Below are 15,114 nucleotides of genomic sequence, written 5' to 3'. Positions count from 1 at the left end.
CTGGCGGCCGGCATGAGGATGCTGCGCGGCTGAGCCCGTCGGGGCCCGGTTCCTTCCTGTGAAGGGCGTGGTCGTGACCCTGGTGAAAGCAGTCACGGATAGGGCCGTTACCGGAGCGTCAATTGCAGGTGGTCGCATAGGCTCCCGGGAGAAAACGACATAAGGGCGAGACGAAGAGACGGACGGTCCAGGTGTCTGAGGACAGCAATAACAGGGGCGACCACGGCCAGGGCGACAAGAGTCGGTACGGCCAGCGGCGCGACGACAATTCCACGACACCGCACTCCCGCTCGTCGTCCGGCGACGGGCGCGGGCGGCCCAGGACTCAGGGGTCCTGGGAGAAGGACGGGCCGCGCAGCGCCCGTCAGGACCGCCCCCGCTCTGTCGGCGACGCGTCCGGGACCGCACGGAAGCGGCCCTACCGCCCCAATGACGAGACCGGCCGCACCAGCGGTGGACCGCGTCGTGATGACCGCGGCTCATCTTGGTCTCAGCGGCCGCGCCGCTCCGAGGATTCCGGGGGCTTCCGAGGAGGCCAGGACTCTCGCGGCAGTGACTCCCGCGGCAGTCGTGATGACAAGCCCTGGGAGAAGCGGGACCGCAAGGACTACCGACCGCGCGAAGAGCGCAGCGGCGGCCGTCCGGAGCACGCTCGCGGCGACGCCGGCTCGCGCCGTGAGGACAAGCCCTGGGAGAACCGTGGTGGCGTTCGCCCCGCCGGTTCCCGTCCGGACTCTCGCGGTGGCCGGGAGGACCGGCCCTGGGAGAACCGGGACCGCAAGGACTACCGCCCCCGCGAGGACCGCGGTGGTGCTCGCCCCGCCGGTTCCCGTCCGGACTCTCGTGGTGGCCGTGAGGATAAGCCCTGGGAGAACCGGGACCGCAAGGGCTTCCGCCCCCGTGAAGATCGAGATGCTCGTCCGCGCGAGGACCGTGGTGGTCGGCCGTCAGGTTCCCGTCCGGACTCTCGTGGTGGCCGTGAGGACCGGCCCTGGGAGAACCGCGACCGCAAGGACTACCGCCCCCGCGATGACCGTGGTGGCGCTCGCCCCGCCGGTTCCCGTCCGGACTCCCGTAGCGGTCGCGAGGACAAGCCGTGGGAGAAGCGGGATCGTCAGGACTTCCGTCCGCGTGAGGACCGCAGCGGTGGTCGCCCCGATCATGCACGCGGCGACGCCAGCGGACGCCGTGAGGACAAGCCGTGGGAGAAGCGGGACCGCAAGGACTTCCGCCCCCGTGAAGATCGGGATGCGCGACCGCGCGAGGACCGTCCGTGGCGCGAAGATCGCCCGCGTCGGGATGACCGCGACACCCGCGGTAGCCGGGGACGCAGTGATTACGGCGGTGCACGTGACCATGGCGGTGCACGCAGCCACGGTGGAGTGCGCGATCACGGTGGAGCACGCGATCACGGCAGGGACCGCCCTGAATATGCACCCCGAGACGACTCGCGCAACACCCGTCCGGGCCAGGAGGCTCGTGCTGACCGGCCGATCGAGCCCCGCATCCCGGAGAGCATCACGGGGCGGGAGCTGGGCAAGGACATCCAGGCAGAGCTGCGCGGGCTGAGCAAGGACACCGCAGAGCGGGTCTCCCGCCATATGGTCGCGGCCTACCTCCTGGAGGAGTCCGACAACGAGACCGCGCAGGCGCATGCCCGCTTCGCTGCGCGCCTCGGCGGTCGTGTCGGTGCGGTGCGAGAGGCTCACGGCATCATCGCCTATCGCGCCGGCGACTTCCGCACGGCGTCGCGCGAGCTGCGCACATCGCTGCGCATCACCGGGCGCACTGATGTGCTGCCGATGATCGCGGATTCGGAGCGTGGGCTGGGCAGGCCGGAGCGTGCCCTGGACATCGCCTCCTCGGAGGATGCCTCCGATCTCGGCGTCAATGCATCGATCGAGCTGATCATCGTGGTGGCCGGTGCCTACGCGGATACGGGGGACATCGAGACTGCTCTGCGCACGCTCGAGATCCCCGCGCTGCGGCACAAGGTCGAGGGACGCTGGCAGGTGCGCCTGTGGGTCGCCTACGCCGATCTCCTCGAGCGTGCGGGCCGTCCCGACGAGGCGAAGCGCTGGCTCACGCTGGCGGCGGATGCCGACTCCGAGGGAGTGACCGACGCCGCCGAGCGTCTGGGCCGCCCGGCTCCGCAGCCGGCGGAGGAGCCCACCTGGGCCGACGACGAGCAGATCTCGGTCCTCGACGCCTACGACCCTGATGCTGATGCTGATGCTGATGCTGATGCTGATGCTGATGCTGATGACTTCGACGCCGAGGGCGAGAACGGCTTCGAGGGCGAGAACGACTCCGAGGAGGAGGACGAGCTGCCCGCGGGCGCCTCCGACGAGGTCGACGCAGAACTCTCTGACGCTGACGTGGAGGAGCCCGCTGACGTCGACGAGCCTGCTGATGCGGGGGAGCCTGCTGACGTGGAGGAGCCCGCTGTCGAGGGAGTGTCCTCCGACGCGGCCGAGCCCGCCACGGCCGATGAGCTGCCTGAGGCTTCTCTGCCCGCAGAGGAGAAGATCGAGGAGACGCGAGCATCGGAGGAGTCGGCATGATCCGTCGGCCTGATCCTTCGCTGCTGGATCTGTACGATGCGCTGCTGCTGGATCTCGATGGGACGCTGATGCACGGCGCCCAGCCGATCCCGCACGCCGCCGAGGCGGTGGAGATCGCGCGTGCCGCCGGTCGCACCGTCGTCTTCGCGACGAACAACGCCTCCCGCACTCCGCAGCAGGCCGCTGACCACCTCGCAGTGGTCGGTGTCGCTGCCCGGCCCGAGGAGTTCGTGACCTCACCTCAGGTGGCGTCGCGGCTGCTCGCAGACCGTCTCGAGGCAGGCTCGAAGGTGCTGATCGTCGGTGGTCCCAGCCTCGCCGCCCAGATCCGGGAAGTCGGCCTCGAGCCGGTGGACACCGACAGCGAGGATGTGGTCGCCGTGGTCCAGGGCTGGTCCCCGGATCTGGACTGGTCGTTGCTGGCAGAAGGTGCCTACGCGATCAGGCACGGTGCCTTCTGGATGGCCACCAACATCGACGCGACACTTCCCACCGAGCGCGGGCTGGCGCCCGGCAACGGTTCCATGGTGGCGGTGCTGCGGCACGCCACCGGGGCCGAGCCTGCGGTCGCCGGCAAGCCGGAGCCGGGCATGTTCGAGGTCGCCGCCCGGGATCAGGGCGCACGGCGCCCCTTGATCATCGGCGACCGGCTGGACACCGACATCGAAGGGGCGGTGCGTGCAGGGATGGACTCCCTGCTGGTGCTCACCGGAGTGGATGGGATCGAGTCTGCGCTGCGCGCAGAGCCGGTGCGCCGACCCACCTTCATCCTGCCCGACCTCGAGCAGCTCGCTGCTCCCTTCCCGCTGCCCGTCGTCGACGGTGAGACCGCCCGCTGCGGAGCAGTCCGCGCCCTCTGGCGCGAGGGAGACATCGAGCTGCACGGAGAGGTCGAGGATCCGCGGATCCTGCGGGCGGTGCTGGCGCTGCTGGCGAGCCACAGCGCCGAACAGGCCTGGCGCGGCGAGCTCCGCGACCAGCACGGTGCCGCAGTGCAGCCCACGGACCGGTGAGCGGCGACCGACTCGACGTCGCGCTGCTCACCGCCGGCCTCGCGCGGTCCCGCACCCATGCTCGGCGCATCATCGAGGAGGGGCGGGCCAGGCTCGACGGCCGCACGGTCACCCGTCCCGCCACGCCGGTCCCTGCCGGCGCCGAGCTCGCCGTCGTCGATGTGCCCGACGGGATCGAATACGCCTCCCGGGCCGCGCACAAGCTCGCCGGTGCCCTCGATGCGCTCGGCCTGGACCCGGCGGGCCTGAGCTGCCTGGATGCGGGGGCCTCCACCGGTGGGTTCACCGATGTGCTGCTGCGCCGCGGTGCGGCCTCGGTGATCGCGGTCGACATCGGCCGCGATCAGCTCGCAGACCATGTGCGTGAGGATTCTCGCGTCACCGTCCTCGACGGCACCAGTGTGCGCGATCTCCATCCCGCGCTGCTGGGAACGAGCGTCGACCTCCTGGTCGCGGACCTCTCCTTCATCTCCCTGCGCACAGTCCTGGCGGCCCTTGGATCAGTGGTCCGGCCCGACGGGCAGCTGCTGCTGATGGTGAAGCCGCAGTTCGAGGAGGGAAGAGCAGCCCTGCCGAAGTCCGGCGTCGTGAGCGACCAGGCGGAACGGGTGCGGGCGGTGCGCGAGGTCGCAGAATCGGCCGCCGGATCCGGGCTCTCCGCAGCAGCTGTCGGGCCCAGCACGCTACCCGGACAGGACGGCAACCGTGAGTACTTCCTGCATCTGCGTCCGCACGGCACGGCGTTCACGCTGGATGCCGAGGCCTGTGACATGATCGAGTCTGCCGTGCGCGGGGACCGTCCGCGGCGACGCCACGACCAGCACCCCAGCCAGGAGGACTGACCCCGATGCGACGGTTCCTCCTCTACGTCCATACGGGCCGCCGAGCGGCGCTGCGCGCGACGCTCACGGTGCTCGAGGAGCTCCGGCTGCGTGGCGTGCGTGCGATCGTCGTCCAGCAGCAGGTCGACGAGATCCTCGCCCTGCCCGAGGACATGGCACCCCCGCGCCTGCTGACCTTCCTCACCAACGGCGCCGTCGATGTGCTCGAATCCGTCACGGCGGAGGATCTCGTCGAACTCGGCATCGTCCTCGGCGGCGACGGCACCATCCTGCGCGCCCTCGAGGCCGTGCGCGAGGCGGACATCCCCGTCCACGGAGTGAACCTCGGTCATGTCGGCTTCCTCGCCGAGAGCGAGGTCGAGGATCTCTCGATCACCGTCGCCCGCCTGCTCGACGGCGATTACGACATCGAGAAGCGTTCGACCCTCGACATCTCGGTGCTGGATTCGGATGACGCCCTCCTCGCCCATCACTGGGCGTTGAACGAGGCCTCCCTCGAGAAGGCCGACCGGCAGAAGATGATCAACGTCGCGATCGAGATCGACGGGCGCCCGGTCTCCTCCTTCGGGGCGGACGGCGTGCTGCTGTCCACCTCCACCGGCTCGACGGCCTACGCCTTCAGCGCCGGCGGACCGGTGATCTGGCCGGAGGTCGACGCGATGATGCTGATCCCGCTGGCAGCGCACGCCCTGTTCGCCAGGCCGCTGGTGCTGGGGCGTTCCTCCGAGGCGGCGATCGAGATGACCCTCGACAACCGCGAGGACGGCATCCTCACCCTGGATGGCCGACGCACCGAGGACATCACCGCAGGGATGCGCATCGAATCCCGGCTCTCCGAGCGGTACGTGCGGCTGGCGCGGCTGGCGCCGACGCCCTTCGCGGACCGGCTCGTCGAGAAGTTCCAGCTGCCGGTGGTGGGCTGGCGGGGTCGCAGCCCCGGCACCCGCTGAGGGCAGGAGGCACCACCATGCTGTCAACCCTGCGTATTCGTCAGATCGGTGTGATCGACGACGCCATGCTCGATTTCGGGCCCGGATTCACCGCGCTGACCGGTGAGACCGGGGCGGGCAAGACGATGATCGTCACCGGCCTGACCATGCTGCTCGGCGAGCGGCTCGACCGCGGTCGCACCCGCGGCTCCAGCACCGTCGACGGCACCCTCGCCCTGGCAGGCCACACCGAGCTCGCCGCCGCGCTCGACGAGCTGGGCGCTGAAGAGGAGGACGGCGAGGTGCTGGTGGTCCGACGGGTCACCCGCGATGGCCGCTCCCGCGCCCAGATCGGAGGGGTCCCGGTGCCGATCGGCACGCTCGCCCGTCTCGTGGGCACGGCGGTCACGGTGCACGGCCAGTCCGATCAGCAGCGTCTGCGCGACCCCGAGGCCCAGCGCGATGCGCTGGATCGCTTCGCCATCGCTGAGATCGGACCGCTGCTCACCCGCCACCGCGAGATCTGGCGCGAGCGTTCCACACTCACCGAGCGTCTGGCCGAGCTCGATGAGCTGCTGACTGAACGAGACCGGCGCGGCGCTGCGCTGCGTCAGGCCCTCGAGCGGCTCGAGCAGTCCGACCCGGTCGAGGGGGAGGACGAGGATCTGCGTGCCGAGATCGAGCGGCTCGCCAATGCCGAGGAGCTGCGCGGCGCCGCCGGGCAGGCAGCATTGGCCCTGGTCGGTGACGATGACGGCCCCGCCGCCGCACCGCTGCTGGCACTCGCGGCGGAGAGCCTGGGACGCGCTGCCCGCACCGATACGACTCTGGAACCGCTGGTCGAGCGGATGGACGCCGTGCGCCTCGAGCTCTCGGACGTCGCCGCGGAGATCTCCCGCTATGCAGACAGCATCGACGGCTCGCCCAGCAGGATCGAGGAGGCCAATGAACGTCTCCATGAGCTGACCCTGCTGGTCCGGGACCTCGGCGCGATGCTGCCGGGCCCGGACGGCCCGGCCGGGGACATCACCACGCTGCTGGCCACCTCCCGCACCGCCGCGATCGCTCTGGACCGCTATGAGGGTGCCGAGGAGGAGCGGGCCGAGACCGTCGGCCGGCTCGAGGGTCTTGAGGCGGACCTCTCCGAGACCGCTGCGGCGCTCACCGAGGCCCGCCGCATCGCCGCCTCTGCTCTGTCCTCCGCGGTGCAGGAGGAGCTGCGGCATCTCGAGATGCCCGACGCCGATATCCGAGTGGAGGTGTCCGTACAGAGCCATCGCTCCCACGGCTGCGACGCCGTCGCGATCCTCCTCGCCCCGCATCCCGGCGCCGACCATCTGCCCGTCGCCCAGGCCGCCTCCGGAGGTGAGCTCTCCCGGGTGATGCTCGCCCTCGAGGTGGCGCTGTCCTCCTCCCGGAACGATCGCAGCGCGGCACCGGTGTTCGTCTTCGACGAGATCGATGCGGGGATCGGCGGCCGTGCCGCCCTCGCCGTCGGGCAGCGGCTCGCCCGACTGGCACGTCATGCCCAGGTCATCGTGGTCACCCACCTTCCTCAGGTCGCTGCCCACGCCAGCACCCACCTGCAGATCGTGAAGTCCTCCACCGACGGCACCACCAGCTCCACGGTCGAGCATCTGGACAAGCCGGCACGGATCCGGGAGCTGGCACGGATGCTCGCCGGTGACGACGCCTCCGACCTGGCCCTCGCCCATGCCGAGGAGCTCCTGGACGAGGCACGTGCGGTCGCGACTTCTGATGAGACTCCGCCGGGAGCGCGACGATGAGCGCTGTGCGCTCGGTGACCGGAACCGCCCGGCTCGGCAAGCGCACCAAGGACCTCACCAAGCGGCTCCAGCCCGGTGACATCGCGATCATCGACCATGAGGACATCGACCGCGTCGCCGCTGAGGCCCTGGTCGAACGGGAGCCGGCCGCCGTGCTCAACGTCGCGGCGTCGACCTCCGGGCGCTACCCGAACGCCGGTCCCCGAATCCTGATCGATGCAGGCATCGTCCTGGTCGACAGCTTCGGCGAGTCCGTGTTCGAAGGGGTCCGTGACGGGGAGACGATCACCGTGACGGACGGCGAGGTGCAGCTCGAGGGGACTCCGATCGCCGCCGGCACCCGACAGGACGACGAGAGCGTCACCGCCTCCCTCGAGATCGCGCGCGAGGGCCTGTCCGAGCAGCTCGAACTGTTCGCCGAGAACACCATGGAATACATGCTGCGGGAGCGGGATCTGCTGCTGGACGGCATCGGCGCGCCCGAGGTGCGCACCCGCATGGACGGGCGACCGGTGCTGATCGTGGTGCGCGGCTACCACTACAAGGAGGACCTGGCGACCCTCAAGCCCTTCCTCCGCGAGAACCGACCGATCATCATCGGTGTCGACGGCGGTGCGGACGCTGTGATCGACGCCGGGTTCCATCCGGACATGATCATCGGGGACATGGACTCGGTCTCCGACCGTGCCCTGCGCAGCGGTTCCGAGCTCGTGGTCCATGCCTACCGTGATGGCCGCGCCCCGGGGATGGAGCGGCTGACGGAGCTGGGCCTGGACCGGGACGCGATCTCGTTCCCGGCCTCCGGCACCAGCGAGGACATCGCGATGCTGCTGGCCGACGAGAAGGGCGCTTCGGTGATCGTGGCCGTCGGCACTCACGGCACCCTGGAGGAGTTCCTGGACAAGGGACGCGCCGGGATGAGCTCGACCTTCCTGACCCGGCTGCGCATCGGGTCCAAGCTGGTGGACGCCAAAGGCGTCTCCCGCCTGTACCGTCAGAGGATCTCCACCTTCCAGCTGGTGCTGCTCGCACTGGCCGGGCTCGCCGCACTCGCGGTCGCGCTCTGGGCGACCCCCGGAGGGCAGGCGCTGGTCCAGATCTTCGGCGCCCGCCTGGATGGGATCCTGTCCTGGTTCACCTTGCTGTTCTCACCCCGGGCCACCGGGTCGTAGGAGGGTCTCGACCCCGTGATCGATTTTCGTTACCACCTCGTCTCCCTGATCTCCGTGTTCCTGGCACTGGCGGTCGGCATCGTGCTCGGCGCCGGCCCGCTGCGTGAGAACCTCGGCGACCAGCTCGCCGGCCAGGTCGAGCAGCTGCGCACCGAGCAGGAGCAGCTGCGCGGCGACACCGAGGAGCTCTCCGCGAAGCATGACCAGCTGGCGACCTTCATCACCGAGCTGGGTCCGGAGCTGGTCGCCGGCACCCTCGACGGGAAGCAGGTGGCTCTGTTGGCCGACGACAGCTCCACCCGCCCGGGCACCGAGCGCATCGTGACTCTGCTGGAGGACGCCGGGGTCGGGTCCACCGTCCAGATCAACCTGCTCCCCGCCCTCTGGGCCCCCGATGCGGAGCAGACCCGTGCGCAGGCGCTGGAGACGGTCCGCTCGATCGCCCCGGCGGTGCTGCCCGAGGACCCCGAGGGGGAGCTGACCGACAGTGCTCTGCTCTCGGCCATGATTCCCAGGCTGCTGCACTCAGATGCCGAAGGCGGGCTCACCCCCGAGCTGCGCACCCAGCTGTGGCAGGTGCTGATCGATCATGACCTGGTCTCGATCGATGGTGAGGCGCCCGTGGCGGTCGATGCTGTGATCTATGCCAGCGCCGCCCCCGAGGAGCTCGCCGATGCGAAGGAGGATGAGCAGGTCGCCACCGAACGTGCGCAGGGCCTGCTCGCCTCCCAGACCAACCTGCTCGGAGAGCTCGCCCGCACCGGTCTTCCCGCAGTGGTCTCCGCGGCCACCCCCGGGAACGATGCCTCCACCGGCGTCCTGCGCACAGTGCGCGGGGACGCCAGCTTCGATGCCCTCTCGACCACTGATCGGCTCCAGGAAGCTGACGGCCCGCTGCTGTCGGTGCTCGCCCTGATCGAGCAGTCGCGCGGTGGCAGCGGGGCGTACGGCACCACCGGTGACGCCGAGAACCGGCTGCCCGCGCTTCCGGAGACTCAGGGCCTCGAGGAGCAGGCTGCTGACCAGCAGGGCGATGGCGGAACTGCAGAGACTGGCACGCAGCCCTCCGATGGCGGGGGAGAGGGATGATCGGCGCGCTGCGTGAGGAGCTGCGACGCACGAACTTCGCCGGCCGTGAGGTGAGCCTGGCCGAGGGTGCACTGGTGATCGGCGGGGTGGTCGCGCTGTCCCTGCGCACCGGTCGCCCCGCAGATCCATGCGTCCTGGCCGGCATCGGCACTCTGGGCCTGGTCGATGACCTGCTCGAGCCTCGTCAGCGTCGCGCGGGACGACCCGTCTCCAAGGGTCTGCGGGGTCATCTCGGCGCGCTGCTGGAGGGCCACCTGACCACGGGCGCCGCCAAGGCGCTCGGGATCCCGCTGCTCTCCTTGGCGGGCGTCCTCTCCGCCCCCTCTCCCCGCGGAGCGGGAATGGTCCTGGCCGATGCCGCGCTGGTCTCCGGTTGCGCGAACCTCGCGAACCTCCTGGATCTGCGTCCCGGGCGGGCGCTGAAGGCCGTGCTGCCTCCGGCTGCTCTGCTGCTGCTCGTCCCGGCGGGCACCGACCGTGTTCGCACCGGCGAGCAGCTCGCGCTGGCCGCTGCGCTGCCCGGGCTGCTGGCGCTGCCGGCCGACCTCCGAGAGCGCGGGATGCTCGGAGACGCCGGTGCCAACGTGCTCGGCGCCGCCGTGGGAAGCGCTGCGACCAGGCTGCTGCCCGCCCCAGCCCGGATCTCTCTGCTGGCCGCGGTGGTGGCGCTGACGCTCGCCAGTGAGAAGGTCAGCTTCAGCGCCGTGATCGACTCCACCGCACCGCTCCGCCGGCTGGACCGGCTGGGGCGGCTGCCGGTCTCCGCTGAACGCTCGGCTGAGCGGCCGGCTGAGGGCACGTCTGAGGGCTCGGCTGCCGACCCGGACCCGGCGGCTGAGGAGGAACGATGAACTCGACCCCTGGGCGTCCCACGCCGTCCCGGCCCACCGCTGAGATGAGCAGTCGTCGAGGCGGGATCACCCGATCGGTGCTGCGCGGTGCGGGCGTGATCCTGCTGGTGACCGTCTTCGCACGGATCGCGGGCTTCGTCCGCTACCTGGTGTTCGGGGCGAGCGTCGGCGCGGGGGACGTGGGCACCGCCTACACCACGGCGAACATGCTCCCCAACGTCCTGTTCGAGGTCGTCGCCGGCGGCGTCCTCGCCGCAGTGGTGGTGCCCTTGATCGCGGGACTGGTCCCGGAGGGGGACCCGAAGGATCTCGTCGGCGCCGAGGAGAGCGTGGACCCGAGACAGGTCGGGGAGCTTCGCGCCGAAGGGCGGGGGCGCTCCGCCCGCGAAGGCGCCGCGCTCGTCGACCGCATCGTCTCGAGCCTGCTCACCTGGACGCTGCTGGGAACCGGGCTGATGGCCGCGCTGGTGATCGCCTTCGCTGCCCCGCTGGCCCAGCTGCTGCTGGCCGCTGAGACGCCGGGCACCGCCGGTGTACCGCTCGGAGCGACTCTGCTGCGGATCTTCGCACTGCAGCTGCCGCTGTACGGGCTGTCCGTGGTGCTCGCCGCCTATCTGCAGGCCCGCAAGCGGTTCCTCTGGCCCGCGATGATGCCGCTGCTGTCTTCGATCATCGTGATGATCTCCTACCGGGTCTACGCCCATCTGGTGCCTCCCGTGGCGACCACCACGACCATCGACCCCTCGGCCGTGTGGTGGCTCGGGTGGGGCACCACCGCAGGCGTCGCCATGATGGCGCTGCCCGTGGTGGTCGTCGCGCTCCGGACGGGCCTGCGGCTGCGCCCGACGCTGCGGATGCCGGCCGGCTTCGGGCGGCGTGCGCTGGCCCTGGGCGGTGCCGGACTCGGGGCCGTCGGGGCGCAGCAGCTGGTGCTCGCGCTGGTGATGGTGCTCGCGATGCGAGCTGGCGGGGTGGGGACCCTGCCGGTCTTCCAGTACGCCCAGGCCCTCTATCTCCTTCCCTACGCCATTCTCGTGGTGCCCCTGGTCACTTCGGTGTTTCCGCATCTGTCGGAGCTGCGTCTGGTGGGGGACCGTTCCGGCTTCGCCAAGGTCGCCGCCGCTTCCGTGCGCACCGTGATGGCGGTCTCCGTGATCGGTGCCGCGATGCTGCTGGCCGCTGGGCCCGCGCTCGAGCAGTTCTTCCGCCAGATCGACAGGGCCGGGGCCACCGGGGTCGGCTCCACCACCGCGGGGCTCTCGCTGGGCCTGGTGGGCTTCGCCGTCTCCATCCAGTGCACCCGCATCCTCGCCGCGGCCCTGCGGGCCCGGGATGCGCTGCTGGTCGGCTCGGTCGGCTGGATGATCGCCGGCGCGGTGATCCTGATCATCGTGCTGCCCAGTCCTGAGCGCTCCGCGGCAGAGGCCTCGACCGCCTTCGGGCTCTCCATGGCTGTGGGGATGGCGCTGGCCGGGCTGGTGGGACTGGCACGGATCGCGGACGTCCTCGAGCACGGGGGACACCTCATTGCGGTGCGACGCACCGCGCTGATGGTCCCGGTCGCGCTGCTGGGCGGTGGGATCCCCGGGCTGCTGCTGGGCAGGCAGCTCGTGACCACCGACATGGGGGAGGTGGGCGCTGTGCTGGTCGGAATCGCCTGCGGTCTGATCGCCGGTCTGATCGCGGCTGCGGCGATGGCCGCGGCGGATCCGGAGCTGACCCGGAGGGCGCTGCGCCGCCTGCGGGGCGGACGTTTCGGCGCGGCGAGGTCAGCATCGTGACGATCCTGCTGGTGCGACCCACGGCGAGCGGCGGTCTGGCGGCGCATGTCGATCAGGAGCTGGCTCTGCTGGAGGCAGCCGGACGTGACGTCCGCGAGGCGCCGGTGCGGATCCGAGAACGTCCTGATCTGCTCGAAGATCTGCGCACCGTGAGGACGCTGCGGCAGATCCTGAGCAGCGCCACGCTCGCGATCCCCGCGACGACCACGACGACCGCCCAACCAGCTCAGCGCGCCCAGCCGGCCCAGCCGGCCGAATCCGCCGAGTCCGCCGAGTCCACCGAGTCCGCCGGGTCCCCGCGGTTCGCGCCGTCAGCGGTGACTGTCCATGCCCACGGGCTGCGAGCCGGGGCCCTGGCCGCGGTGGCGATGTGGGGCTTGAGCCGTCATCACCTGGTGGTCACGCTGCATAACCGCACCGTCGGCTCGTTGCCCACCCGTGTCGTCGGCGCGCTTCTGCTACGCCTGCTCGCCCGTCGGGCGAACACGGTGCTCGCCGTCTCTCCCGACCTCGCCGAGACCGCACGGAAGGCGGGGGCCGGCGACGTGCACCACGCGATCATCCCCGCGCCATCGCCGACCGACGCCGCGACCGGGGCCACCGACGCAGTGCTGGTGCCCATGGGCACCGACGCAGTGCCGGTGCCAGCGACTGCCGCTGCCGTACCGAGCGAGGCCCGGGGCGGGAGCCACCTGGAGATCCTCGTGATCGCCCGCCTGGCACCGCAGAAGGGGCTGCACGACCTGCTCGACGCCGCCGCGCTGCTGCGGGACGGCGCACCGGTGCGGATCCGAGTCGCCGGAGATGGTCCGCTCGCGCAGGAGCTGGACGCGCGGATCCGCGCCGAACGGCTCCCGGTCGAGCTGCTCGGGCGGCGTGATGATGTCCCCGCTCTGCTGGCGGCCTGCGACCTGCTGGTCTCCGCGGCGCATTGGGAGGGGCAGCCGGTCTCGCTCCAGGAAGCCTTGAGAGCAGGCCGGGCGATCGTGGCGACGGATGCCGGTGGTACCCGCTGGGTCACCGCAGACGCCGCCCATCTGGTCCCGGTCGGTGATCCCGCAGCACTCGCCGCTGCGATCACCACGATGCAGGATCCTGCGCTGCGCAGCACCGCGGAGGAGTCTGCCCGCCGCCGGGCGCTCGAGCTCCCCACGGCCGAGGATCTGCTCGTCCAGCTCGACGAGGTGCTCGCGCCTGGCCCTCGCCACTGGTAGATTGGGGGTCCGTGGTAGATAACAGCGCGAGCGCCCCCCAGACCGGCACCAGCCCCCTTCAACGACTTGGGGCGGCCGCAGCGGCCAAGCCCTTCAGGAACCACGGCACCACCAAGCACATCTTCGTCACCGGCGGCGTCGTCTCGAGCCTCGGCAAGGGGCTGACCGCCTCGTCTCTCGGGATGCTGCTGAGCAGTCGCGGACTGCGGGTGACGATGCAGAAGCTCGATCCGTACCTCAACGTGGATCCGGGCACCATGAACCCGTTCCAGCACGGAGAGGTGTTCGTCACCGAGGACGGCGCCGAGACCGATCTGGACATCGGGCACTACGAGCGGTTCCTCGATGAGAACCTCACCGCGAACTCCAACATCACCACCGGCCAGGTCTACTCCACCGTGATCGCGAAGGAGCGCCGAGGCGAGTACCTCGGCGACACGGTCCAGGTGATCCCGCACATCACCGATGCGATCAAGGCGTCGATGCGCTCCCAGGCCGGGGACGACATCGATGTGATCATCACCGAGATCGGCGGGACCGTCGGCGACATCGAGTCCCAGCCGTTCCTCGAGGCGGCACGTCAGGTGCGCCAGGACGTGGGCCGGGACAATGTGTTCTTCGTGCACGTCTCCCTGGTGCCTTTCATCGGTCCGTCCAAGGAGCTGAAGACCAAGCCCACCCAGCACTCCGTGGCGGCACTGCGCTCGATCGGCATCCAACCCGATGCGATCGTGCTGCGCAGCGACCGTGAGCTGCCCGCCTCGGTGAAGGCGAAGATCTCCTCGATGTGCGATGTGGACCTCGACGCAGTGGTCACCTGCGCGGATGCCTCCTCGATCTATGAGATCCCGCGGGTGCTGCACGGGGAGGGATTGGACGCCTACGCCATCCGTCGCCTCGACCTGCTCAGCCATGATGTCGACTGGGCGCAGTGGGAGGAGCTGCTGCAGCGGGTCCATCACCCCGACTACGAGGTCAGCGTCGCCCTGGTCGGCAAGTACGTCGACCTGCCGGACGCCTATCTCTCGGTCACCGAGGCGCTGCGAGCCGGGGGCTTCCACCACCGCGCGAAAGTGAACCTGCGCTGGATCGAGTCCGATCTCTGCACCAGCCCCGAGGGGGCGGCGGAACAGCTCAAGGGGGTCGACGCGATCGTGGTGCCCGGCGGGTTCGGGGTGCGAGGGGTCGACGGGAAGATCGGTGCCCTCCGCCACGCGCGCACCCGTGGCATCCCTGCGCTGGGGCTGTGCTTGGGAATGCAGTCGATGGTCATCGAGTACGCCCGCAGCGAGCTCGCTCTGGCAGATGCCCACTCCACCGAGTTCGATCCGGACACCGCCCATTCGGTGATCGCCACCATGGCCGAACAGGCCGCCATCGTCTCCGGTCAGGGTGACCTGGGCGGGACGATGCGCCTGGGCTCCTATGAGCACACGCTGGTGGAGGGTTCACTCGCAGCCCGGACCTATGGCACCACCACGGTCTCCGAGCGTCACCGTCACCGCTACGAGGTCGGCAACGCGTACCGCGAATCGCTCGAGCAGGCAGGGCTGCGGATCTCGGGGACCTCGCAGCTCGAGGATGGCCACAGCCTGGTCGAGTTCGTCGAGCTCGACCCGGAGGTTCACCCCTTCTACATCGGCACTCAGGCGCACCCCGAGCTCAAGTCCCGCCCCACCCGCGCCCATCCACTGTTCGCGGGGCTGATCGGCGCAGCGGTTGAGCTGCAGAAGGCGACCCGGCTGCTGGAGGTCCCCTCGGAACCTGCCGATGCCGCACAGGACCTCGACGGCACGACGCCGAAGGACGACACGATGACGAAGGAGCGAGCAGATGACTGACCAGAACCGCGGCTCCGCGGAGAGCAGCACC

The 15,114-nt window shown here is 70.5% G+C and carries 11 protein-coding genes; all 11 read left to right on the top strand.

Annotated features, from left to right (window positions below; genetic code table 11):
* The first annotated feature begins 191 nt into the window (after positions 1-191).
* The 11 genes from ACT3T9_RS16090 to ACT3T9_RS16040 are packed head-to-tail and all read left to right on the top strand — an operon-like array spanning position 192 to position 15,083.
* Entirely contained in the window at positions 192-2,564 is a 2,373-nt protein-coding gene (locus ACT3T9_RS16090) for a hypothetical protein (RefSeq protein WP_444607026.1), read from the top strand.
* On the top strand, positions 2,561-3,577 hold the full coding sequence (locus ACT3T9_RS16085) for an HAD-IIA family hydrolase (RefSeq protein WP_441445636.1): 1,017 nt from the start codon (positions 2,561-2,563) through the stop codon (positions 3,575-3,577). Before ACT3T9_RS16090 ends, ACT3T9_RS16085 begins: the two co-directional genes overlap by 4 nt.
* Positions 3,574-4,419 carry a TlyA family RNA methyltransferase gene (locus ACT3T9_RS16080; protein WP_444607025.1) on the top strand — a complete coding sequence of 282 codons (846 nt, stop codon included), beginning with the start codon at positions 3,574-3,576 and terminating at the stop codon, positions 4,417-4,419. The genes ACT3T9_RS16085 and ACT3T9_RS16080 overlap by 4 nt, the downstream gene beginning before the upstream one ends.
* Before the next feature lie 5 nt (positions 4,420-4,424).
* The gene (locus ACT3T9_RS16075; protein WP_441445634.1) at positions 4,425-5,369 is read left to right on the top strand and encodes an NAD kinase; all 945 of its coding nucleotides are present in this window, start codon (positions 4,425-4,427) and stop codon (positions 5,367-5,369) included.
* 17 nt (positions 5,370-5,386) lie between these two features.
* Positions 5,387-7,135, top strand: a complete 1,749-nt coding sequence (gene recN, locus ACT3T9_RS16070) for a DNA repair protein RecN (protein ID WP_441445633.1) — start codon at positions 5,387-5,389, stop codon at positions 7,133-7,135.
* The gene (steA, locus tag ACT3T9_RS16065; RefSeq protein ID WP_441445632.1) at positions 7,132-8,307 is read left to right on the top strand and encodes a putative cytokinetic ring protein SteA; all 1,176 of its coding nucleotides are present in this window, start codon (positions 7,132-7,134) and stop codon (positions 8,305-8,307) included. The genes recN and steA overlap by 4 nt, the downstream gene beginning before the upstream one ends.
* 15 nt (positions 8,308-8,322) lie before the next feature.
* On the top strand, positions 8,323-9,396 hold the full coding sequence (locus ACT3T9_RS16060) for a copper transporter (RefSeq protein WP_441445631.1): 1,074 nt from the start codon (positions 8,323-8,325) through the stop codon (positions 9,394-9,396).
* Positions 9,393-10,247 (top strand): hypothetical protein, encoded by an 855-nt coding sequence (locus tag ACT3T9_RS16055; RefSeq protein ID WP_444607024.1) that lies wholly within the window; start codon positions 9,393-9,395, stop codon positions 10,245-10,247. The genes ACT3T9_RS16060 and ACT3T9_RS16055 overlap by 4 nt, the downstream gene beginning before the upstream one ends.
* The gene (gene murJ / locus ACT3T9_RS16050) at positions 10,244-12,028 is read left to right on the top strand and encodes a murein biosynthesis integral membrane protein MurJ (RefSeq protein WP_441445629.1); all 1,785 of its coding nucleotides are present in this window, start codon (positions 10,244-10,246) and stop codon (positions 12,026-12,028) included. The genes ACT3T9_RS16055 and murJ overlap by 4 nt, the downstream gene beginning before the upstream one ends.
* The gene (locus ACT3T9_RS16045; RefSeq protein WP_444607023.1) at positions 12,025-13,242 is read left to right on the top strand and encodes a glycosyltransferase; all 1,218 of its coding nucleotides are present in this window, start codon (positions 12,025-12,027) and stop codon (positions 13,240-13,242) included. The genes murJ and ACT3T9_RS16045 overlap by 4 nt, the downstream gene beginning before the upstream one ends.
* An 11-nt stretch (positions 13,243-13,253) precedes the next feature.
* Positions 13,254-15,083 carry a CTP synthase gene (locus ACT3T9_RS16040; protein ID WP_441445627.1) on the top strand — a complete coding sequence of 610 codons (1,830 nt, stop codon included), beginning with the start codon at positions 13,254-13,256 and terminating at the stop codon, positions 15,081-15,083.
* Positions 15,084-15,114 lie beyond the last annotated feature (31 nt).

The sequence above is a fragment of the Brachybacterium sp. AOP29-B2-41 genome (assembly GCF_052378395.1).
In the GTDB taxonomy this organism is placed as follows: Bacteria; Actinomycetota; Actinomycetes; order Actinomycetales; family Dermabacteraceae; genus Brachybacterium.
Note: the sequence above shows the minus strand (reverse complement) of the source record. Positions and strands in the feature narration are given on the sequence as shown.

Bases quoted from the DNA above. Each gene is read 5' to 3' on its own strand.
- recN (WP_441445633.1), top strand. From the start codon at position 5,387: ATGCTGTCAACCCTGCGTATTCGTCAGATCGGTGTGATCGACGACGCC.
- ACT3T9_RS16055 (WP_444607024.1), top strand. From the start codon at position 9,393: ATGATCGGCGCGCTGCGTGAGGAGCTGCGACGCACGAACTTCGCCGGC.
- murJ (WP_441445629.1), top strand. From the start codon at position 10,244: ATGAACTCGACCCCTGGGCGTCCCACGCCGTCCCGGCCCACCGCTGAG.
- ACT3T9_RS16075 (WP_441445634.1), top strand. From the start codon at position 4,425: ATGCGACGGTTCCTCCTCTACGTCCATACGGGCCGCCGAGCGGCGCTG.
- ACT3T9_RS16085 (WP_441445636.1), top strand. From the start codon at position 2,561: ATGATCCGTCGGCCTGATCCTTCGCTGCTGGATCTGTACGATGCGCTG.
- steA (WP_441445632.1), top strand. From the start codon at position 7,132: ATGAGCGCTGTGCGCTCGGTGACCGGAACCGCCCGGCTCGGCAAGCGC.